This is a genomic window from Lysinibacillus xylanilyticus, from assembly GCF_001183605.1.
GTDB classification, from domain to species: domain Bacteria; phylum Bacillota; class Bacilli; order Bacillales_A; family Planococcaceae; genus Lysinibacillus; species Lysinibacillus xylanilyticus.
In genome coordinates this window covers 544660-566769 of record NZ_LFXJ01000010.1, presented here as the reverse complement: position 1 = coordinate 566769, position 22110 = coordinate 544660, and the positions used below count along the sequence as shown (strand labels likewise).

General features: G+C 37.6%; 19 protein-coding genes. 5 read left to right on the top strand and 14 right to left on the bottom strand.

Annotation, left to right across the window (positions count from 1 at the left end; translation table 11 throughout):
• Position 1: 1 nt before the first annotated feature.
• On the bottom strand, positions 2-280 hold the full coding sequence (locus tag ACZ11_RS20165; RefSeq protein WP_049668320.1) for a YlbG family protein: 279 nt from the start codon (positions 278-280) through the stop codon (positions 2-4).
• Between the two features lie 250 nt (positions 281-530).
• Between ACZ11_RS20165 and ACZ11_RS20160 the strand changes: the two genes are divergently transcribed.
• Positions 531-1430 carry a glycerophosphodiester phosphodiesterase gene (locus ACZ11_RS20160; protein ID WP_049668319.1) on the top strand — a complete coding sequence of 300 codons (900 nt, stop codon included), beginning with the start codon at positions 531-533 and terminating at the stop codon, positions 1428-1430.
• Positions 1431-1638: 208 nt separating this feature from the next.
• Here ACZ11_RS20160 and ACZ11_RS20155 read toward each other — a convergent pair whose 3' ends face one another.
• Positions 1639-2691 carry a tartrate dehydrogenase gene (locus tag ACZ11_RS20155; protein ID WP_049668318.1) on the bottom strand — a complete coding sequence of 351 codons (1053 nt, stop codon included), beginning with the start codon at positions 2689-2691 and terminating at the stop codon, positions 1639-1641.
• A gap of 162 nt (positions 2692-2853) precedes the next feature.
• Complete coding sequence (locus ACZ11_RS20150; protein WP_049668317.1) at positions 2854-3300, bottom strand: YlbF family regulator; 447 nt, start codon at positions 3298-3300, stop codon at positions 2854-2856.
• An 87-nt stretch (positions 3301-3387) separates the two neighbouring features.
• Between ACZ11_RS20150 and ACZ11_RS20145 the strand changes: the two genes are divergently transcribed.
• Positions 3388-3888, top strand: coding sequence for a PaaI family thioesterase (locus tag ACZ11_RS20145; protein ID WP_049668316.1), 501 nt, complete (start codon positions 3388-3390; stop codon positions 3886-3888).
• On the opposite strand, the gene ACZ11_RS20140 is transcribed toward ACZ11_RS20145, so the two are convergent.
• Together ACZ11_RS20140 and ACZ11_RS20135 are read right to left on the bottom strand one after the other, a co-directional pair.
• Positions 3869-5344 carry a UDP-N-acetylmuramoyl-L-alanyl-D-glutamate--2,6-diaminopimelate ligase gene (locus ACZ11_RS20140; RefSeq protein ID WP_049668315.1) on the bottom strand — a complete coding sequence of 492 codons (1476 nt, stop codon included), beginning with the start codon at positions 5342-5344 and terminating at the stop codon, positions 3869-3871. The genes ACZ11_RS20145 and ACZ11_RS20140 overlap by 20 nt on opposite strands.
• Before the next feature lie 217 nt (positions 5345-5561).
• On the bottom strand, positions 5562-6683 hold the full coding sequence (locus tag ACZ11_RS20135; protein WP_049668314.1) for a CAP domain-containing protein: 1122 nt from the start codon (positions 6681-6683) through the stop codon (positions 5562-5564).
• A 145-nt stretch (positions 6684-6828) separates the two neighbouring features.
• Here ACZ11_RS20135 and ACZ11_RS20130 point away from each other — a divergent pair, with 145 nt between their 5' ends.
• Together ACZ11_RS20130 and ytvI are read left to right on the top strand one after the other, a co-directional pair.
• Positions 6829-7194 (top strand): YugN family protein, encoded by a 366-nt coding sequence (locus ACZ11_RS20130; protein WP_049668313.1) that lies wholly within the window; start codon positions 6829-6831, stop codon positions 7192-7194.
• A 206-nt stretch (positions 7195-7400) separates the two neighbouring features.
• The gene (gene ytvI, locus ACZ11_RS20125; protein WP_082172852.1) at positions 7401-8465 is read left to right on the top strand and encodes a sporulation integral membrane protein YtvI; all 1065 of its coding nucleotides are present in this window, start codon (positions 7401-7403) and stop codon (positions 8463-8465) included.
• 99 nt (positions 8466-8564) lie between these two features.
• On the opposite strand, the gene ACZ11_RS20120 is transcribed toward ytvI, so the two are convergent.
• The 7 genes from ACZ11_RS20120 to cyoE form a co-directional block, all read right to left on the bottom strand.
• Complete coding sequence (locus ACZ11_RS20120; protein ID WP_049668312.1) at positions 8565-9026, bottom strand: DUF420 domain-containing protein; 462 nt, start codon at positions 9024-9026, stop codon at positions 8565-8567.
• Positions 9027-9060: 34 nt separating this feature from the next.
• Complete coding sequence (gene ctaG / locus ACZ11_RS20115; RefSeq protein ID WP_049668311.1) at positions 9061-9990, bottom strand: cytochrome c oxidase assembly factor CtaG; 930 nt, start codon at positions 9988-9990, stop codon at positions 9061-9063.
• 932 nt (positions 9991-10922) lie between these two features.
• On the bottom strand, positions 10923-11267 hold the full coding sequence (locus ACZ11_RS20110) for a cytochrome C oxidase subunit IV family protein (protein WP_049668310.1): 345 nt from the start codon (positions 11265-11267) through the stop codon (positions 10923-10925).
• A 1-nt stretch (position 11268) separates the two neighbouring features.
• Complete coding sequence (locus tag ACZ11_RS20105; RefSeq protein WP_049668309.1) at positions 11269-11895, bottom strand: cytochrome c oxidase subunit 3; 627 nt, start codon at positions 11893-11895, stop codon at positions 11269-11271.
• Positions 11895-13778 (bottom strand): cytochrome c oxidase subunit I, encoded by a 1884-nt coding sequence (gene ctaD / locus ACZ11_RS20100; RefSeq protein WP_049668308.1) that lies wholly within the window; start codon positions 13776-13778, stop codon positions 11895-11897. Before ctaD ends, ACZ11_RS20105 begins: the two co-directional genes overlap by 1 nt.
• 41 nt (positions 13779-13819) lie before the next feature.
• Entirely contained in the window at positions 13820-14908 is a 1089-nt protein-coding gene (coxB, locus tag ACZ11_RS20095) for a cytochrome c oxidase subunit II (RefSeq protein ID WP_049668307.1), read from the bottom strand.
• Between the two features lie 100 nt (positions 14909-15008).
• Entirely contained in the window at positions 15009-15926 is a 918-nt protein-coding gene (cyoE, locus tag ACZ11_RS20090; RefSeq protein ID WP_049668306.1) for a heme o synthase, read from the bottom strand.
• A gap of 337 nt (positions 15927-16263) precedes the next feature.
• On the opposite strand from cyoE, the gene ACZ11_RS20085 reads away from it, so the two are divergent.
• Positions 16264-17187, top strand: a complete 924-nt coding sequence (locus tag ACZ11_RS20085) for a COX15/CtaA family protein (RefSeq protein ID WP_049668305.1) — start codon at positions 16264-16266, stop codon at positions 17185-17187.
• A 279-nt stretch (positions 17188-17466) separates the two neighbouring features.
• Here the strand turns inward: ACZ11_RS20085 and pyc are convergent, their stop codons facing one another.
• Both pyc and ACZ11_RS20075 read right to left on the bottom strand, forming a co-directional pair.
• Positions 17467-20901 (bottom strand): pyruvate carboxylase, encoded by a 3435-nt coding sequence (pyc, locus tag ACZ11_RS20080; RefSeq protein WP_049668304.1) that lies wholly within the window; start codon positions 20899-20901, stop codon positions 17467-17469.
• 12 nt (positions 20902-20913) lie between these two features.
• Positions 20914-22098: an FtsW/RodA/SpoVE family cell cycle protein gene (locus tag ACZ11_RS20075; protein WP_049668303.1), complete on the bottom strand. Its 1185-nt coding sequence runs from the start codon at positions 22096-22098 to the stop codon at positions 20914-20916.
• Positions 22099-22110: the final 12 nt, after the last annotated feature.

Here is a 22110-nt window from a genome sequence, read left to right as displayed (position 1 = left end):
ATTAAAGACCTGCTTTATAGTCATAGTCATATTCTTTCGCTTTATCTGGTTTTGCATTTTCATACTCAGTTTTTACAAATGGACGATAAGACTTTACAACGTCTTTCACGAATGGAAGGCGTTGTAGTTTTGTTGTCATTGATTCAATTTCCTCTCGCTCGCAATAAATCACTACATATTTTTGCCTCCGAGAAATATAAAGAACATGACCATACTTTCGAAGAGACTTCGCATGTTTTAATTGATGGACGTAAACGATTAGTCCTTGGCGTTCGTTCATATTATTCCCCTCATTTCTTACATAAAAGAATACCATAGACCGGAAAATGATAGCAACAGAGTTTAGCTGACAGAACGCTCAATTTTCCGTTATAATGGAAAAGCATACAACGTTAACTAAGAGTTTTACATTCACTTATGCAAGCTATAGAATACTAGTTTAAGTTAGAACTTTTTGTTTGCTAACTGAAAATTAAAGTGTGAAATTGCCGGTACTATTTATATTAATTTAATTGTTAAGGAGGACGAATATGGGTAAGAAAACAAAGATTGCGCTTGCAATCGCAGCGGCAAGTGCAGCTGCTTGGGCAGGTAGTAAAGCTATTTCTAAACCTCAACAGCGAGAAGGTAAACAAGCATTACAATTTGATCACCCAATTATTCTCGCACATCGTGGCGGTGCTCATTTAGCACCTGAACATACAATGCCTGCTTTTGAAAAAGCCGCACAGTTAGGTGTTGACGGCTTTGAAATAGATATTCGCTTAACCAAAGATGAGGAAATTATCGTTTTCCACGATGATACTGTTGATCGTACAACAGATGGCTATGGACTTGTTGCAGACATGACTTTAGCAGAAATAAATGCATTAAACCACGGTTATCAATTTGAAGATTTAGATGGGGAATTCCCTTATCGAGATGAAAAAGTAGACGTTGTCACATTACGTGAATTACTAGAAACTTATCCGAATATGTTAGTAAATATTGACATTAAAGATGCACCGGATACGTATGAAGGAAGTTTAATGCCTTCTAAACTATGGCGTTTAATTGAGGAACTTGGGACTGAGAATCGAGTAGTTGTCACAAGCTTTTATGGTGAACAAATCGATCGCTTTAATTTATATGCACAAAATCAAGTAGCACTCGGTGCAGGTGAATCAGATGTTCGTAAAGCATTTGCTTCTTTCTCAAGCCAATTTGGACACTTATATCATCCAAAGGTAGATGTATTCCAGTTACCACCTAAATCAGGAGTAATCACACTAGAATCTCCGAAATTTATCCAGTTTTTAAACAACTTAAACATCCCTGTTCATTATTGGACTATCAATGACGTAGCAACAATGAACAAATTAATTCACAACGGTGCAAAAGGTATTATTACAGATCGACCTGATATTGCTGTAGAATTACTACAAAAATAAGAATAACGGAATGGAGCCTAATCTTCATTTTACACATTGATTGGTAAGGGCCTTCTACTAACAGCCCTTATCTTTCGTTTTTATATTTTATAATTTCTCTACCTATAAAATTAGCAGGTACCTCAGCGGATGTTTAGACGCTTAACCGCATTCACATCACCACCTATAGAGGCGGGAGACTTCCATAGAGAGAAGTTACTATTTCACATTATTGTAAATGACGTAATAACGCATCTGTTACATCACGTAATGTCGCTTTTCCTCCCAAATCGCCTGTTTTAATACCTTCTGCTAATGTTGCTTCTATCGCATTTAGCACTTTTGTACCAAGCTCATGATAGCCTAAGAAATCAAGCATCATTTTACCTGTCCAAATTTGTCCAAGTGGATTTGCTATCCCTTGTCCTGCAATATCAGGAGCAGAGCCATGAACTGGTTCAAACATTGATGGGTATTGTCGTTCTATATTTAAATTTGCAGCTGGGGCAATTCCGATACTCCCCATAATTGCACCACCTAAGTCGGTTAAAATATCCCCAAATAAATTTGACGCAACAATGACATCAAAGTTTTCTGGCTTCATCACTAAAAAGGCAGCTAAAGCATCAATATGATTAGATATTTGTTCTATGTTCTTGTAATCTTTACCAACTTCAGCAAATATTTCATCCCAAAAAGGCATACTGTACGTTATTCCATTAGATTTTGTGGCACTTGTAACATGCTGGCGTCGAGTTTTCGCCATTTCAAATGCATATCGCATTGCACGTTCTGTTCCCTTCCTTGTAAAAATAGCATTTTGGATAGCAACCTCATCCTGCCCACTATGTATTCTGCCACCACTCTCAGCATACTCTCCCTCTGAGTTTTCACGTACAACTACAAAATCAAAGCCATTTGGGTTACGTAAAGGTGAAGGCAAACCTTGAAGTAACTTTGCTGGACGCACATTAATAGATTGCTTCATCTCACGGCGGATTTTAATAAGTAGTCCCCATAATGAAATGTGATCTGGTACTAAATCTGGCATGCCTACAGCACCTAAAAAGATTTGATCGTAACCTTTTAAAATTTCAATACCATTATCAGGCATCATTTTACCTGTCTCTAAATAATAATCACAACCCCACGGGAATTCTGTCCATTCAAATTCAAAGCTGCCATCTAATTGAGCGGCTTTATTAAGAACTTCTATCGCCGCTGGTACAACCTCTTTACCAATCCCATCTCCTGGTATAACAGCAATTCTATACGTCTTCATTTGTTAATCCTCCTTTAATTTCTATAACGCCTATGCAATTACTATACAATTTTTCCTTAGTAATTACACCCTGAGGTTTATTACTGTCGTTAGTACAGTAAAAAAAGACTGTATAGAAACTCATCCGAGTTTGCATACAGTCTAAAAAAAGTATTACCTTGTTTATGCAGAGCAAGAGCAAGAACCGCCTGAGCCACATCCTCCACCACATGAAGAACCTGATGCAAAGAATGGATTACTTACAGGAACTTTTACCGCTTCTGAAACAGTTTTCCCTATAAGTAAGCTTATTTGATCAAGTAAATCTTGAAAATCGTTCTCAGCAATTCTTAAAGCTGAAACCTTTTCATTTAAATCGAGTGCGCGCTTTTGCTGACGAATCGATTTCATTATTGTATGATAGTCCGGATGATATTTTCCGAATCGTTGTACATCTTCGTACTGCTCTTTCATGCGATTAAATGCAAAAATAGCTTCGACTATTTGAACATCGCTATATACAGCATCATATGCTTGCTGTAGCATTTTCGCAGGCTCAGAGGAAACAATCATCTCACAAAGCTCATCGGCCTCATCTAAAATGATTGCCCAGTCAGAGGTCATCATCATTTTTAATTCCCCCAATCTCTTTCCCATCATAACAGATTTTATGGTAATTTTACATTATTGATATTTTTAAATGAAGGAGTTTTTTAATTGGTACCATCGTCTAAAGAAGAAATAGAACAATTACTTGCAGAGATTTTACAACATAGTACAGTTGAAGATGAGGAAGTTTTACTACATTTATTGTCTGGCCTTCGCGATAAACAACAAGGTATACATCGGCGTTATATTAATGCTGCCTTACACATGGTTGGCAAATTTGAGCCTGAAGTTAGTGAAGTTCGTATCCCCATTACACCAGTTATCCATAATACCATTAAGGTACCACACGGTGGAATTATTGCAACAATTGCGGATGCAGCAATGGGAGGACTTGCTTCGCGTTCAGTACCAGAAGGCTCTAATGTTGTCACAACAAATATGAATATTTCTTATATTGCTACAACAACCAACAAAGAACTAATTGCTCGTGGACGTTTCGTGCATAAAGGGCGTCAGACACTTGTGATGGAATGTGATATCGAGGATGAGACTGGACGAAAACTTGCTATTGCAACTGGTTCTTTCTTTGTCATTCAACGCCGTCCTTAGACATAAGATTTAAAAAGTAATCTCGAATACATTGTTGATCGGAAAAAGGGAGTTTTTGATTTTTTATTTGTTGGGTCTGTTCATGCCCTTTTCCGGCAACAAGTACAATATCACCTTTTTCCGCCTTCGCTAATGCTTGATGAATTGCAACTTTCCGATCTAGATAGATTTCATAATATTGCTGCTCAGTAAAACCAGCAATAATACTTTCATTAATTAAAATCGGATCTTCATCACGAGGATTATCAGTTGTTAAAAAAATAACATTCGCATACTTACTAGCTACTGCTCCCATTGCAAAACGTTTCGCCTTATCTCGATTTCCTCCACAGCTAAATACAAGGTAAAGGTTTTTCGAGCGATCCAAGGTTTGCAGAACAGCCTGTAATGCCTCTGCAGTATGTGCGTAATCTACGTACACATCAATACCAAATGGATTGTCTATTTTCTCAAGTCTTCCTTCTGGTAGCTTTAACAACCACATATGCTCTGCTATCTCTTCAATTGAGAAACCTAAGCGCCATAAAGTCATCAATGCAGCTACAGCATTTTGCACATGATATTTACCAACAAAAGGGATTTCCATAATATGCTCACTCGATGACGTTTGTAAACAAATTACTGTTTTCCCCAATGATTCACTGACAATTTGGATATGTAAATCATTATGATTATCAAAGCCAAATGAGCAGGATTTTTTCTTATCATATATACCAACAGAACGGCAAAAATTATCATCTCCATTTAGCACTAGTTTTTTCGATAAATCTGCTAATCTTTTTTTCGCACGCTTATATGCCTCAAGTCCTCCGTGATCTTCTAAATGGTCCTCCGATAAATTTAAAAAAACGCCACAATCGATATCACAATGATCAAGTCTATTTTGCTGTAATCCCATTGATGAAGCTTCTAAAACAACATGTGTAACACCATTTCGTACACATTGCTTTAAAATCGGATGTAACTCTTTTGCCTGTAATGTAGTTAATTGCTCATACACTGTTTGTTGTTTCTGCTCGTTGATGAAAAATCCTACAGTTCCAATAACTGCAACATTTTTATGTAGGGCTCTTAATAATTGGCTCACAAAATGACTCACTGTTGTTTTACCATTTGTACCTGTAATCGCAATGACTGTTAATGCTTCTGCGGGAAATGCTGAAAGCTTTGCACTCGCATACGATAAAAATAGAGATGTATTCGGAACCCAAACAAAAGGAATACTTTGATCGGTAATAGGCATTGAAATACTTTCCTCCGATACTACAGCGACAGCACCCCGAGCTAATGCTTCTTTTACAAAACGACTTCCCGATGTTTTCTTACCCTTACGTACAATAAAAATATCCCCAGGTTTAATTGCCTGAGCATAATCCTCGACGCCTGTAATCGTTGTGCGAATAGATCCCCCGGTTACGCTACATGGCCAGTCTTTTAATAGCTCAGCTAATTGCAAGCTTCATTCCCCCTTTCGGTTCTCTATCATATGACGGCGTATGTAACGGTGTGACGAAAAATGTAGGCGGTTATTATGCTTATCTTTGTCGTATCAATTATGCCTTTACCTCGGCATAATTGTAGCTGTCGCTACCAAAACACTTGGAAGTTAAAAATGAAAAAGACTGAAGATACACTTGATTTCGCCAAGTATATCTTCAGTCTTAAATTTCTATTTATTGTGATGATTCATCAATATTTTCTACTGGCTCCTCAGAGTCTTTATTCTCACTATCCAGCTCCTGAGAAGAAGCTTCTAAAAATATTTGCGTATAATAGTTTAAAAATACTCCAGATCCCACTGTCGTATATTTTTCATTTAAAATGACATTTCGATGCTCAGGTGAATTAAGCCAGCCATGCATTGCTTCGATCGCATCAAAATAATCGGTCGCAAGATTTTCATTCGCCTCACTATATTCGATTCCCTGTGTTTCTAATCTCTTTTTTAAATCTCCATTTGTTGGTGATTCATGAGCAAGGAAGTTATGAACCTTCATATCTTCACTGTGCACTTTTGCAACTTTCTCTAATGATTCATCAATCTTTAATGGAGTTAAATCATGTTGAACTCTTGTTACATTTATTAAATCGTCAAGCTGTTCAGCACTTGCTGCATTAATTTCCTGCTGTAAAAAGGAAGATGGTGGTGTTGGTATAACTAGCTCACCTTGATATGTCATTTCATACGGTTGATGGAGAACAAGGGTTTTACTATTAGTAAAGCGTATTCCTTGTAGCTCACCCGTTTCTCTATCTATATAAAGTTGTGCAAAAAGCCCATCAAATTTTACAAGCAGTCGTGTCTGCATATCTTCCTCACTCATCGAGAAAACGAAAATATTTTTACCGACATTCGCAGTTACTTCATAATCAATAATTGTCATTCGGTATATATCATCGCGCTTCTGACCAACCTTAAAAGGAGAAGCATCTAAATCTTCACCAGCAATGTAAACTTGCGTCACAATATTATTGTCAACACCTACCATGAAAAACTTGGAAGAATCGGAATTATAAATCCACCATTCATATCCAAAAGAGGAAGGTTCCTTACGTACCGGTTCACCATATTTCTCCAAAACTACCTTAGCTTCTTGACCGATTAATGTCGACATCCCGTCTTTTGGACGTGTCGTTGCTCCCATTTCAGGCTGCTTTAATTCGTTTTTGGGAATAATATTTGAATTAGCATTCGGGCCTTTTAGTGGCTCGTTTTCACGCGGTGTATTAAAAAACATAAAGCCAATTAACGCAATTGCACCACATACCATAAAAATGCGAAATAAAGCTTTCATAGATGACTCCTTCTTATCACATTATTCTATTTATTATATCAATTGTAATTGGGTTGACACAATGTTGTCATTGCAACAATGTCGAATATGCTCTATTATAAAAATGAGCGTATACTTTGTACGAGAACCTAAAGGAGGATTATAGATGTATTTCGAAAATACTAACCTTGAAAATTTAACAGCTGATCAAGAACTTATTGTAAGCGTCATGAAAAAAAATGGCTTAGAATGTGATGGCGGCTGGGATTACGAGCGTATGACATTTGATAAGCGTTTCGATACTCGTGAAGGTCGTTATTACCTACGTGTATTCTCATATGCTAAATCTGGTGATGTTGGTGCACACGATGCGATCTTAACACTAATGAAACCAGTACTTGGTAAGTACTACTATCCACACGGCGTTGAGTATGGTGATGATGAAGTTTATCCAGCTCATCTTGTAAAAAAATGTGAAGAAATCTTAAAAAAGGTTAAATTAGACCTAGAAGCTTTTAAAATTCATGCATAATTTTAGATAGTTATTTCACTTTGCATACATGTCGATTAAACATCGAAATTATTTTATTTTTTATTAAGGTTAACAGCAAATTGGCAACAGCATGCAGTGCAATAGCTAAATCTGAAAAGACTGGTAGTCCAGTCTTTTTTATTTTGAGTAAAAATCTTATTTCTTCTCATACTAACTATATCTTTTACATGATGTAGGTGAGATAAATGTTACAATTTTTCAAACACCCCTTTTTTCGCCATCCGATCATCGTTATAGCTATCGGAATTGCAATTCTCTGGTTTATATCCCTGTCATTACCCATACTGCTTGCCTACGTAACTGCATTATTATTGGAACCTGTCATCATACGAATTAGTAAACGGTTCCGAAAAAAACGCAAAATAGTCGCATCTATTTTTTTCTTGCTCTTCTCAAGCATGACATTACTATTATGTATTCTCATTATATTTATAAGCTGGAAACAATTTTCAACATTTATCGTTCATATTCCAGAGTACCTTAATCAGCTATCAGCACTATGGATTCAAATACAATCCAAGCTTTCCAACTTTACTTATCATTTACCCTTAGATCTTGTTATACAAATTCAACTTATGATAGCACGGGCTCTATCTTCAATCGAGAAATATGCTCTTTCTTTAACAAATTTGAATGTTTGGTCATCTTCACTTACGTATATAACTTCTCGTTTGTTTGATATTTTTGTTTATTGGATTGTATTATATATGTTTCTTTTAGAATTACCGAGTATTAACCGTAAAATATTTGCACCTATTTCGTTTCATTATCATCAAAAAATACTATTTATTGGAGAGCGAGTAAAACTTGCTTTATTTGGTTTTGTAAAAGCACAATTTTTAGTGGGTATTTGCATTTTTGTTGTAGCTTTTGGAACCTTTTATTTTCTTAAAACACCATTCCCACTTATTTTAGCACTTTTACTAGTCATTTTAGATTTCGTTCCTTTTTTAGATTCATTTATTTTACTTCTTCCTTGGGCTATATACAAAGCCTTTACAGGTGATTATATCTATGCTGTTGCGCTAGTCGCACTTACAATCATACAATTTTTAGTTCGACGTATGATTGAGCCCAGAGTTATTGGAAATAAAGTTGGACTCTCCTCACTAACAACTTTTATTGCAATGTTTATCGGTTTTGAAATGTTTGGATTTCCCGGTATTTTAATTGGTCCTTTACTCGTTGTTGTTTTCGTTTCCCTATTTAAACAAACATCCATAAAAAATCTCCCACCTTCTCAAAAATAAGGAGGGAGATTTTTTTTTATCAATTATGACTCGGCATAATTGCGTCCGGAATCGGCTTGTATTTAGGCCTGCGGATGTTTGTCCACCCACTAAAAATAGTTAAAATCCTAAAATTGCTTTAATGACAGATGTTGTTTCACCTGGTTCAAACATTATATACAGTAAAATGTATACTAAAACTCCGGTAATAGCTACGAAGAACCAGATAATACTTGTAATCGGTCCAATACGACGGTGAAGCTTTAGATTAGTTTTCAAACCAGAAATAATACTAACAATTCCAAATACTGCTCCAGTTGTTGCGAGAGTAATGTGGAAAATTAAGAAGAAAGTGTAATAAGGCTTTAAATCTTCTCCTCCACCAAACGCTGTGTTACCAATAAAGACTGTACGTGAAGCGTATATAATAAAGAAGATAAGTGCTGCAACTCCTGCTGCAAGCATTACTTTTTTATGTGCCTCAACTTTTCTTTTTATAATTAAGCCCCAACCAATAGCTACAAGTACTGCACTAATAACGATGAATGATGTACTTATAGTAGGCAAAATTTGCAATTCCATTTACAAAACCCCTTATACAAATTAAAATTTCTTTTTATAACTGATGTTGTTGTTGACTTTCCCATTTCTTTTGATGTTCTTTTAACGCATCAGCAGTAATTTTATCAGGATCCTTTTGTTCTGAACGATACCAATTAATAAAGATTGATCCAAGTAATACACCAAAAATAAGCTCTTGTAAAATCTTCATTAAAACACCGCCTAGTTGCTGATCGGCAACAGGTGTCATATTTGTAAAGAGCTCTGGTCCTGATAGAGATAAACTAGATAGTGTGGAAACCGGTACACAAAGTTCCATTGCTTTTAGCCACGCTTCACCATTTGTATATGTTTCATACATTGCATTTGGTGCAAATATAATTAATGCACACGCAGGTGTAATTAATACCGCATTAGCAATGATATAGGCTAGCTTATGCAAAGGTTTCATTTGCGAACTATTAGGCATCTTTTGTATCAAAGGCCAGTACATTAAAACTGCTGAAACAAATAATACAAATGTATATGTACCATGTAAAGTTTCGTTTAATTTAATGTAGTCTAGTACTGCAGGTAAATGGTAGAAAGAAAATAAACCAATAAACACAAATACCGCAACGACAGGGAGTGTAAGTACTTTAAATAAAGATTTAACAACTGGTGCTTCAATCGCAACTTTCCATAACCACCAAGGAATCCCCTTAATTAAGAAAATCGGTACAAGTAACAATAAAATAGCCATTTGCACCATATGCATCGTAAACATAATGTGCGCCATTAAATCTATTGGTGATCCTTTAATAATATAAATCGTTACCATTGCCAGTACAAAATAAATAGCCTCTTCTTTTTTCAAAGGCTCACTTACTTTAAAATCCTTGCGCCACTTTGTTGTGACTAGAAAATAGATGACTGTTATGAAAACAAGAACCCCTATTAAGTATGGGCTCCATAAAGCTTGGAAACCAAATATACTAAGTGGCATACAGAACGCACTCCTTTAACTTCAGTACTCCTATTATAGAACGCTTATACTTATTCTGCAATGAACGAAAGGTGAACAAATTACTATCTATAGTTTACCTTTCTTACAGGATTATCGTATCTATAGAAAAAATATTCAAAGTATATAAACCCAACATGAATTATATTATTTCTTGCTAGCTCATCATCATAACGTAGAGGTGATTTCCGTTCCAGGCTACTCGCTTTCCTGTGGGCGAGCGTCGAGCCGCTTCCTCCGCTGTTGTTGCTGCCGCTACGTTAGCACTACGCTTTCGCACAGAAAACATCCGCTCCGTGCAGGGTCTCGCCTGTCTCGCTTTCCCACGGGAGTCGAGTAGCCTTCCACTCCAATCAACAGTAGCGTAGAATTTTTATTAATTTTATCATTTTAAAAGTGGACGCTATGACAACGCACTATAATTGAAACAGAATATATTTATAACAGAGAGGTAATTGACATTGTTGCCGCTGACACTTTGTTTTCGCGCAGAAAACATTTGTTACTGTTGCTGCTTTCGCACAGATAAAACCCTTTTGCTAAAGTTGCGTTTTATCACTTAAATTAAACCGACATGTCAAAGAATACATGCTATGTGAATTAGTTGATTGGAGTGGAGACTGGGCGACTCCTCGGGGATCAGCGAAAAGAGGAACGAAGGCTAAAATCATCACATCCTGTGATAACGCCTTCGTGACCAACATCGTGTTGGCCCGAGACCCTGCAGCGAAGCGAAGCGGCTCATCGGACGCCCCCAGGAAAGCGCCCAGTCGGAACGGAAATCAACCACTCATTTTGCTCAAGAACCATAATGTGATGCCTTGGTTCTTACCTGCTCATCACTATATCCGTGAATTGAACCCAAAAAGAAAAGCACGTTCCTACGCTAGGTAGAGAACGTGCTTTTTTGGTGATTACCACCAAATAATTGTTAAAAATGCTAAGAAGAATGTAAATGCGATTAGTATACCCATCCACATGAAGAAACCAATTACACCACCGAAGTGTGTTTTTTTGTCTTCTAAGTGCATGAAAGAGTAAAGTTGAAGAACAACTTGTACGCCAGCAAGCAATAAGATGAGCGGTAAAATTAAGTATTTAGAAAAATCTGCTGCAACTACTGCGAATGCGATAAACGTAAAGAAAATCATAATCGCAAAGTTAATTACTTGTTTACGCATATGAACGGCATTATGGTGACGATCATACTCGTATTGCGCCTGAGACTTAGCAACTATAGATGTATCGTGTGATGACATATTATCCGATCACTCCCATCAAGTATACTACTGTAAAGATGAATACCCAAACTACGTCGATAAAGTGCCAGTATAAAGCAGCCACGAAGAATTTAGGTGCATTGTATAAGTTAAGACCACGTTTAGCATTACGAAGCATTAACGTAGTAATCCACACAAGACCTAATGTTACGTGGAAACCATGTGTACCAACTAATGAATAAAACGAAGTTGAGAATGCAGATTGGTTAAATGTAAAGCCAAGACCTACATAATGATTGAATTCATAAATTTCCAGACCTAAGAATCCAAGACCTAAAAGTACTGTTATACCCAACCAAGTTTGCATAGCTTTAAAATTAAAGTTACGCATATGGTAAATTGCATAAACAGATGTTAGTGAAGATGTTAATAATAACATCGTCATTGCGAAAGCTAAAGGTAATTCAAATAAACTTTGTGTTGTGAACTCCATGCCAGCAGGCCCTTTGTTCTTAAGCGCTAGGTAAGTAGCGAATAAACTTGCGAAAAGTACAACTTCACAGGCAAGGAAAATCCAGAAACCAACAACTTTATTTTTCCCTTCCATCGTAGCCTGTTCAGGATGATCTGGCCAAGTATGAGGAGTAAATTTAGTATTGAAATCCATTATTTATTTCCTCCTTTGCCGTAAAGATGTTCTTCAATTTCAAGAATTTCTTCTTTGTGTAAGTGGAAGCCGTGATCGTCCTTAACAGAACGGAAAATCATAGCACCAAATGTAATTGCAAGACCTGCAATTAAAACATAAATTGACCAAGGTTTATCTGCATCTGGATTATAAAGAGCACCGAATGCCGCGATAAACATACCTATAGAAATAACAAATGGGATAGCTGAGTTATTTGGCATATGAATATCACCGACTGGCTCAGCAAATGTAATTTCTTTATTACCTTCTTGTTTTTCAATCCACCAAGGATCTAAACCACGAACAAGTGGTGTTTGACGGAAGTTATAGAATGGGATTGGTTGTGGAATTGACCATTCTAATGTACGTCCATCGCCCCATGGATCGCGACCTGCTGGTTTGCCTTTGATTGACATTAAGCAGTTGATTACCATTAAGATAACCCCTACACCCATCATTAATGCACCGATTGTAGAGATATAGTTGAACTGATCCCAACCTTGACCTTCCATGTAAGTGAATACGCGACGTGGCATACCCATTAAACCTAAGAAGTGTTGAACGAAGAACGTTAAATGGAATCCAATAAAGAATACCCAGAAAGTAATTTTACCAAGTGTTTCGTTTAACATACGGTTGAAGAAAATTGGCCAGTAGAAGTGCGCTGAACCAAATAACGCTGTTACGATACCACCAACGATTACATAGTGGAAGTGAGCAACGATAAAGTAAGAATCGTGTAATTGATAGTCAAGAGGTGCAGATGCTTGCATTACCCCTGTAACACCACCCGCAACGAATGACGGGATGAAACCAAGTGCATAAAGCATTGGTGTTGTAACTTTAATAGATCCGCCCCAAATAGTTAAGATCCAGTTAAATACTTTCATACCTGTTGGAACGGCAATTGCCATTGTTGCAACAGCAAAGATTGCGTTAGCTGTTGGCCCAAGACCAACTGTAAACATGTGGTGAGCCCAAACCATGAACCCTAAGAAACCGATTAAAATTGTTGCGAATACCATTGAAGAGTATCCAAATAAACGCTTACGAGAGAACGCTGGAATAATCTCAGAGAATAAACCAAACGCTGGTAATACTAAGATATAAACCTCTGGGTGTCCGAAGATCCAGAATAAGTGTTCCCAAATAATTGTGTTACCACCCATTGTATGGTCAAAGAAGTTACCACCGAACATACGGTCAAATAACATCATTAATAAACCAATTGTTAATGGAGGGAATGCGAATAAAATTAATGCACTTGATACAAGTGCAGTCCAAGTGAATAATGGCATACGCATGAATGTCATACCTGGAGCACGCATTGTAATAATCGTAACAATAAAGTTAAGACCTGATATTAATGTACCTGCCCCTGATATTTGTAAACCGAGAACATAGAAATCAATACCATGTCCTGGGGAATATAAAGATAATGATGCATAAGACGTCCAGCCCGCATCAGGTGCGCCACCCATAAAGAATGATAGGTGAAGGAATAATGCACCTAGGAAGAATAACCAGAACCCTAAAGAGTTAAGGAACGGGAATGCTACGTCACGCGCACCAATTTGTAATGGTACAAGCATGTTCATAAATGCGAATAGTAATGGAGTCGCAGCTAGGAATAACATTGTTGTTCCGTGCATTGTTAATAATTCATTGAAAAAACCAGCTGAGATGAAATCGTTATTTGGTTTCATTAATTGAATACGCATTAATAACGCTTCAAAACCAGCGATAGCGAAGAACAATGTACCGGCTAATAAATACATTACTGCTAACTTTTTATGGTCAACAGTTGTAATGTAGTCCCAGACAGTTGCTCCAAAGCCCTTTTTCTGTGTGTATGAGCTCACAACTTTTACCTCCCTCAAAGTTTGTTACATAAAACTTAAAATTATTTCTCAACAGATAATCCCATGATATAAGTTGCTAGAGCTTGAATTTCTTCGTCAGTTAAGTCGCCATAAATTGGAGCAGTACCTTCTGCGTTCATCATTAAGTTACCTGGTTTGAATTGCCCAGGATCCTTAATCCAAGCTTTTAAGTTTTCTTCATTATGTTCTAAGAAACCAGCAACACGGTTACGGTCACCAAATGCAGTTAAGTTAGGGCCTTTTGAACCTGGACCGCTTGTACCAGATACAGCATGACAACCCATACAGCTCTGAGCAAATGTTGCTTCCCCAAGATCCGCTGAAGTTTTGTCAGGCATTTTTCCATCTGTTGCTTTCATTGAAGCTACCCATGTATCGAATGCATCTGGGCTTAATGCTTTAACTTTGAAGTCCATTAAAGCATGTGAAGGACCACATAACTCAGCACATTTACCATAGAATACGCCGTCTTTAAGGTCTTTTGATTCTTTATCGAATTCTAGATAGAACTTGTTTAAGTTATCTACGTTCGTATCCATTTTACCGCCTATAGCAGGAATCCAGAATGAGTGCTTAACATCGGCAGCTTTTAAGTTAAAGTAAACTTTTTGACCTGTTGGTACAACTAACTCTTGTGCAGTTACAATACCTTGGTTAGGGTATTCAAACTCCCACCAATATAATTTAGCAGTTACATTTACTGTAAGTGCTGTTTTGTCACCGTTTTCATCTACTTCGTCCATCGCAGCAACATCTGCAAATTTGTAAGTAGCAGTAACAACTGGTACAGCTAAGATTAGTAATAAAATAATTGGAATAACTGTCCAAATTATTTCAAGAGTGTGACTTCCTTCTACTTGCTTAGGAATAACGTTCTCGCCAACTTTTGAACGGCGGAATTTTAAGAATGCAAGTAAATAGATAACGGATACTATTACTACAACTAACGTCATAATCCCAGTAGCTAGCATTAATAGATTGAATTGTTCTTTACCTACTTGACCAGATGGTTTCAGTGTAGAAATATAATCTTCACCACAACCAGAAAGGAAAACCATCATCACTGCTAGTAGTGAAAAAAGACGCCACTTTTTAAGCCCTTTCATCATAGCTTAATTAAACCCCTCTTTCTTTGTTGTATTTTCATGTGTACCTAGGAAATAAGTTCTGTCTATATGAATTCTTTAGGAAAAGAAAGAATTCCTAAATTTAGCTAAACAACGCAAAAATTATGATGGATACAAATAGTATGGTCATATGATTCAACGAATAGATAAACATTTTATTTGCCCATTTCATATCATCTTTTGTGGTAAAGCCTTTAAAAGCTAGAATCAACCAGCCCAAGTTCAATGCAGTGGCAAGAATTAAGAAGCCAACCCCAAGCTCTGGTAAAAGGAATGGTAATGGTAATAATAAAAGAATCCAGAATAACATTGAGTACTTTGTACGTTTAAATCCTTTTACTACAGGTAGCATTGGTATATTAGCTGCACGATATTCCTCAGTACGCTTCATAGCAAGTGCATAAAAATGCGGTGGTTGCCATGCAAACATGATGAGGAATAAGGCAAGTGCTCCAGGACCTAATGCAGGTTCAACAGCTGCAAACCCAATAACTGGTGGAATCGCCCCTGAAATACTTCCTACAACCGTGTTACTAACATGCTTCCTCTTTGACCACATTGAGTACAGAACAACATAAGCAAATATCCCTAATAGTCCCCACATGCCGGCCGCAAACGATGCCGCAAATAACAAAATTTCACCTACAATTAAAAATGAGAGGGCAATGGTCAATACAAAATTCGGCTTAAATCTACCCGTTACTGTCGGTCTACCCTTCGTTCTTTTCATGATTGGATCAATATCCTGATCAATAAAGTTATTCATTGCGCCTGAGCCACCTATAATTAATGCTGCACCCAGCATGGTGAACAATATGACATCGAGCTCTTGCAAGAAGTGTCTACTAGTAAATTGAAATGCCAGCCACATCCCTGTAAACGTAGTGACAAGATTCGAGTTAACGATTCCAATTTTTATTAGTGCTAAGAAATCTTTTACAACAGATGTTGATGCTGGTCCACTATTTCTAGTAGCCGTCAGTGCACGACCGTTTGACATGATACCTTCTCCTTTCATTTTTGTAAGCATATTCCGCTACCAATTACTATAGCGAAATTTGCGATTGATTTCTAGACATTAAGTGAAATTTAGATGAAGTTGTAAAAATTAGCTTTGTCTAGAAAAATAATTAAAAACAACATATCTATAGTAAATCATTTTCTAAAATGAATTGTGAAGGTTAGAGTACGAAATTATGAACAATTTGTGAAATGGAATCAACATCTAATACTACCTACTCTTTACAAGTTGTTTTTTACCTGTATTTTCGATATCATCTAGTAGCAGAAACATTACTTTCATGTAATGTTCATAGACAAAGTAGGTGACTCATTTTATGCAACACAACAGGTATATGAAATGGTTTGCTGTTGCCGCTACAGTTGGAATGCTCCTTATTTTACTAGGTGGAGCACTTGTTACCAAAACAGATAGTGGCTTAGGCTGTGGTCGAAACTGGCCTGATTGCAATGGTTCTCTTATTCCAAAAGAAATTACACCAGCAGTCTTAATTGAATTTTCACATCGTCTTGTAACTGGGGTCGTATCTATTTCAATTCTTGCGTTAACAGTTTGGACATGGCGTAAACTCGGTCATATTCGCGAAGTAAAATTATTAGGTTTCTTAGCGATGTTTTTCTTAATCGCACAAGCTCTTATTGGGGCGGCTCAAGTGTTGTGGGGACAAGGTGATTTCATATTAGCGCTCCACTTTGGGATTTCTCTTATTTCCTTTGCTTCTGTTCTCCTTCTTTCTATGATTGTATTTGAAGTCGATCGGAAATTTGATGCCGATAACGTTTTTATTGGAAAAAAATTACGTTGGCATACGATTGCTGTCACAATTTATTCTTATTTAGTAGTTTATACAGGGGCGCTTGTTCGCCATACAGATTCTAGCTTAATATGTCCTGACTGGCCATTTTGCAATAACGAAACTCCATTCGCAGCTTTTAATAATATGTATGAATGGGTGCAAATGGGACATCGTCTAGCTGTTCTTACCTTTTTCATTTGGATTGCATACATAACTTGGCACGCTGTAAAAGAATATAAAAATCAACGTGTTATTTACTTCGGCTGGATTATTGCCTTTACTATAGTAATTTTACAAGTAATTGCTGGTATGTTAGTAGTCCTAACTAAATTGAATTTAATAGTCGCATTACTTCATTCATTATTCATTTCAATTCTATTTGGTCTACTTTGCTATATGGTAATGCTAGTTGCACGTAGCAATTATAATGAAAAAAACAAATAATAGTAGAAAAAGATTCGCCATATTTTTCGATGGCGAATCTTTTTATTTCCAAACGCTTCTACCTAATTAATATGTCAAAATATCGACAAGTTTATTATTAAAAAATAGTAATATTAATAGGTACATTCTCAAAATTTAAGAATGACATTTGTTAACACCTATGCCATGTAAATATGTTGATTGGGGTGACCCTACATTATAGTAAAGAGCCAATATAGCAAAATAAAAAAGGTTATTAGTGTGCTATAAAAGCCATCTAATAACCTTCTTTTTTATCAATTATTCAATTTCAATTAACAAATCACCTGTTGAAATGGCGTCGCCCGCACTTGCGTATACTTCTTTCACGATACCGTCTTTCGGTGCTTGGACAGTCGTTTCCATTTTCATCGCTTCGGTAATTAATAAGTGATCCCCACGTTTTACAGGGCTTCCTTTCGATACGACTACCTTTAATACCGTACCTGGCATCGTTGCGCCAATTTGATTTGGATTGCTTGGATCCGCTTTTAATGCCAGGGTACCATCTACTTCGACAGTCATATCTTGAATGACTAATTCACGGGATTGACCGTTTAGCTCAAAGTAAATAACACGCGTTCCATCGTGCTGTGGTTCACCAATGGAAACAAGTTTAATAATCAGTGTTTTTCCTTTTTCGATCTCAACTTCGATTTCTTCGCCTAGTTTTAACCCGTACAGGAATGTTGGCGTATCTAATACCGAAATATTGCCGAAGGAGTTCACTGTTTTTCCATACTCTTCAAACACTTTTGGATACAATGCAAACGCTAGCACATCCTGTTTCGTCACGGCACGATTTAATTTTTCCTCTAGTACTGCCTCTAATTGCTCGAAATTCACAGGCTCCAATAGCTCGCCGGGACGTACCGTAATTGCTTCGCGATCCTTTAGCACAACCTTTTGCAGTTCCTCTGGGAAGCCACCATGCGGTTGTCCTAAATAACCCTGGAAGAACTCAATCACAGAATCTGGGAAGTCGATAGTTTTCCCTCTTGTCAGTACAGAGTTTTCATCTAAATCATTTTGTACCATAAATAACGCCATATCCCCAACGACTTTCGATGATGGGGTTACTTTGACAATATCACCAAATAGAAGGTTTACGCGGGAATACATGTGCTTCACTTCTTCCCATCTGTCCCCAAGGCCCACTGCTTTGGCCTGTTGCTGCAAGTTACTGTATTGGCCACCCGGCATCTCGTGGACATAAATTTCAGAGTGTGGGCTAATCATGCCGCTTTCAAAATCCTTATAATACTTACGTACATCTTCCCAATAGTACGATAACTTTTCAAGAGCATCGATATCGGCACGAACCTCACGCTTACTTCCCTTCATTGCATAATACAATGAGTTTGCACTTGGCTGAGACGTTAAACCTGCCATCGAACCTAGCGCTGTATCAATGATGTCTACTCCTGCCTCGATCGCCTTGGCATATAAATAAATACCATTGCCACTTGTATCATGCGTATGCAGATGGATTGGTAGACTTGTCGTCTCTTTCAACTCGGAAATTAAACGATATGCTGCTTCTGGTTTCAATAATCCAGCCATATCTTTTATCGCTAAAATATGCGCACCTGCTGCTTCTAGCTCCTTTGCCATTTCCTTGTAGTATTGAACTGAATATTTTGCTCTTGTTTCATCAAAAATATCTCCTGTGTAACAGATCGCAGCTTCAGCAATTTTACCTGATTGACGTGCAGCATCAATGGCTACTTCCATACCTTTAATCCAGTTCAAGCTATCGAAAATGCGGAAAACATCAATGCCTGATGCCGCTGATTCAGCGATAAACTCACGAATTAAATTATCTGGGTAGTTTGTGTAGCCGACTGCATTCGCACCACGCAATAACATTTGGAATAGCACATTCGGTACTTGTTCACGCAGCTTGGCAAGGCGCTCCCATGGGTCTTCTTTTAAGAAACGATACGCCACATCAAACGTCGCGCCTCCCCACATTTCGAGTGAGAAGAAATCATGCATCATGCGCGCTGTCGCATCTGCAATTTCGAACATATCCTGTGAACGTACTCGTGTCGCAAGAAGTGATTGGTGTGCATCTCGGAAAGTTGTATCCGTTAATAGCACGTCTTCTTGCTCTAGAATCCATTTCACAAGCCCATCTGCTCCTTGGGCATCTAAAATTTGCTTTGTCCCCGCCGGAGGAACGATTAATTTATCGACTTTTGGGATACTCGGCTGTACAAAAATTGGTTTTGCCTTCTGCTCTACTCCAGGGAAGCCATTTAGCGTCACATTGCCAATATAGCTTAAGAGCTTTGTCCCACGGTCCTTGCGCTCAGGGAAAATAAATAGTTCAGGTATTGTATCGATAAAGCTTGTATCAAATTCACCCGTTAAAAATTTCTCGTGCGTCACGACATTATTTAAGAATGGGATATTCGTTTTCACCCCACGAATACGGAACTCTTTTAAATTTCGGTCCATTTTTGCTGCGGCTTCTTTAAACGTCATCCCTGTCGTTGAAATTTTCACTAGTAATGAATCATAGTACGGTGTTACTACAGCCCCTTGGAAGCCATTACCAGCATCTAATCGAACGCCGAAGCCACCGCTTGAACGATACACCATGAGCTTCCCTGTATCTGGCATAAAGTCATTAGCTGGGTCTTCCGTTGTGACACGTGCTTGAATCGCATAGCCGATCATTGGAACATCCGCCTGTTGTGGAATATGGATTTCCGCACTATGCAGACCGTGGCCTGCTGCCACTTTAATTTGGGCGTGCACAATATCGACACCCGTAATCATTTCAGTAATTGTATGCTCTACTTGAATACGAGGGTTGACCTCGATGAAATAAAAATCCTCGCCTGCAACTAAAAACTCTACTGTCCCCGCGTTTATGTATGAGACATTTTTCATTAATTGAACCGCCGCATCGCAAATTCGGCCTCTTAAATCTTCCGAAATTGAATTAGAGGGTGCGATTTCAACAACCTTTTGATGACGACGTTGAATCGAACAATCACGTTCATATAAATGAATGATATTGCCCTGTTGATCGCCAATAATTTGGACTTCAATGTGCTTTGGCTTAATAATAGCCTTTTCTACATATACCTCATCAGAGCCAAATGCTGCCTTCGCCTCTGATTTTGCACGTTCATAAGAGGAAGCTAGCTCCTTTTCTGTATGAACAAGGCGCATTCCACGACCACCGCCGCCTAGCGCTGCCTTAATCATAATTGGATAATTATACGCGCTAGCAAAAGCCTCTACCTCTGCTAGATTTTCTACTGGACCATCTGTACCAGGAATAACAGGAATGCCTGCAGCAACTGCTTGTTCACGCGCCTTCACCTTATCTCCAAACATATCTAAATGCTTGGAAGTCGGCCCAATGAAGACAATCCCCTCTTCTTCACATCGACGTGCAAATTCTACGTTTTCCGATAAAAAACCATAACCCGGATGAATCGCATCAACATTAGCATCTTTGGCAATCGAAATAATGCCCTCAATATCTAAATAAGCATCAATTGGTTTCTTGCCAGCTCCTACTAAATAGGCCTCATCTGCTTTAAAGCGATGGAAAGCCCCACTGTCCTCCCGCGAATAAATGGCTACTGTTTGGATATTCAACTCCGTACATGCACGGAAAATACGAATTGCAATTTCTCCTCGATTGGCTACGAGAATTTTTTTGATTGACTCCATTGATATCCCCCTTTATGATTGTGTCTTTTTCCTTTCTACCTTTTCAAACATAGAAACATTGATTAATATTCCCATTGCTAAAGATAGAATAATTATAGATGTCCCGCCATAGCTAATAAAAGGTAACGTTACACCGGTTAACGGGATTAACCCAGTTACACCCCCAAGATTGATAAACGATTGCCAACCAATCCAGCTCGCAATACCAGCCGCAATCATACGTGCTAGTGGATCTTTCGTACGCAACGCAATCGAAAATCCTTTATATACAATAAATCCTAAACCACCTAATACGATAAGAACTCCCCATATTCCTAGTTCCTCCATAATAATCGCCATAATAAAATCGGTTTGTGGTTCAGGCAAATACCCTAATTTTTGAATCGACTGACCGAGACCTCTTCCTTCTAAACCGCCTCCGCCAATTGCATAATAGCTATTGACAACTTGATGACCACTACCTTCTTCATAATTAAAAGGGTTTATGTATGATAGAATACGGCCTTGACGATTTTTTGTTAAAATATTTCCTTTAAACAACAATAGTATACCAAGGATAATTCCCCCAAATGCACCTAATACCCCAAAAAACTTCCAAAATGTTTTAAATGGAATACCGCTCGCTGCTACCACAGAAACAGCAATTCCACATAGAATAATACTTGCTCCCAAATCGGTTTCAAATGCTACACCAGCAACAATAAGAATCCAGAGGAATATTGGATAAAATATTTCTGTTGGTTGTAGCTTTTCAAGTGTATATTTTTGTCCTTTCCGATAAAAAGCAGCTGCAAAATATAAAATTATAAATAGCTTCGCATATTCAGAAGGCTGAAAGTTCCCAAAACCCGGAACGTGAATCCAACTTTTAGATCCTATTCCTGCTTCATCACCATTACCAGCAATTTTCACCCAAGTAAATAGCACAACAAGCACAGCCGTAAGTAGCAACATAACTTTTTTATTCGCATAATGCTTGTACGGGAAAATTGCTGCCCCTAAAAATCCAAGAAAAGCTACAATTAAATTGATTACTTGCTTGTGATAAAAGAAATCTGGATCTTGTCCTTTTATTACAATCGCTACCATTATACTTGAACTATAAATCATTACTAATCCAAATAAGCTTAATAATAGGACCGTAAAAAATAATGGGTAATCAAAATTTTGTGCATAACGTTTTAAGTATTGTTTCATTGGAAAACCTCA

Coding starts and splice junctions, on each gene's coding strand:
- ACZ11_RS20165 (WP_049668320.1), bottom strand. CDS start 280: ATGAACGAACGCCAAGGACTAATCGTTTACGTCCATCAATTAAAACAT.
- ACZ11_RS20160 (WP_049668319.1), top strand. CDS start 531: ATGGGTAAGAAAACAAAGATTGCGCTTGCAATCGCAGCGGCAAGTGCA.
- ACZ11_RS20155 (WP_049668318.1), bottom strand. CDS start 2,691: ATGAAGACGTATAGAATTGCTGTTATACCAGGAGATGGGATTGGTAAA.
- ACZ11_RS20150 (WP_049668317.1), bottom strand. CDS start 3,300: ATGATGATGACCTCTGACTGGGCAATCATTTTAGATGAGGCCGATGAG.
- ACZ11_RS20135 (WP_049668314.1), bottom strand. CDS start 6,683: ATGAAAGCTTTATTTCGCATTTTTATGGTATGTGGTGCAATTGCGTTA.
- ACZ11_RS20130 (WP_049668313.1), top strand. CDS start 6,829: ATGTATTTCGAAAATACTAACCTTGAAAATTTAACAGCTGATCAAGAA.
- ytvI (WP_082172852.1), top strand. CDS start 7,401: ATGTTACAATTTTTCAAACACCCCTTTTTTCGCCATCCGATCATCGTT.
- ACZ11_RS20120 (WP_049668312.1), bottom strand. CDS start 9,026: ATGGAATTGCAAATTTTGCCTACTATAAGTACATCATTCATCGTTATT.
- ctaG (WP_049668311.1), bottom strand. CDS start 9,990: ATGCCACTTAGTATATTTGGTTTCCAAGCTTTATGGAGCCCATACTTA.
- ACZ11_RS20110 (WP_049668310.1), bottom strand. CDS start 11,267: ATGTCATCACACGATACATCTATAGTTGCTAAGTCTCAGGCGCAATAC.
- ACZ11_RS20105 (WP_049668309.1), bottom strand. CDS start 11,895: ATGGATTTCAATACTAAATTTACTCCTCATACTTGGCCAGATCATCCT.
- coxB (WP_049668307.1), bottom strand. CDS start 14,908: ATGATGAAAGGGCTTAAAAAGTGGCGTCTTTTTTCACTACTAGCAGTG.
- cyoE (WP_049668306.1), bottom strand. CDS start 15,926: ATGTCAAACGGTCGTGCACTGACGGCTACTAGAAATAGTGGACCAGCA.
- ACZ11_RS20085 (WP_049668305.1), top strand. CDS start 16,264: ATGCAACACAACAGGTATATGAAATGGTTTGCTGTTGCCGCTACAGTT.
- pyc (WP_049668304.1), bottom strand. CDS start 20,901: ATGGAGTCAATCAAAAAAATTCTCGTAGCCAATCGAGGAGAAATTGCA.
- ACZ11_RS20075 (WP_049668303.1), bottom strand. CDS start 22,098: ATGAAACAATACTTAAAACGTTATGCACAAAATTTTGATTACCCATTA.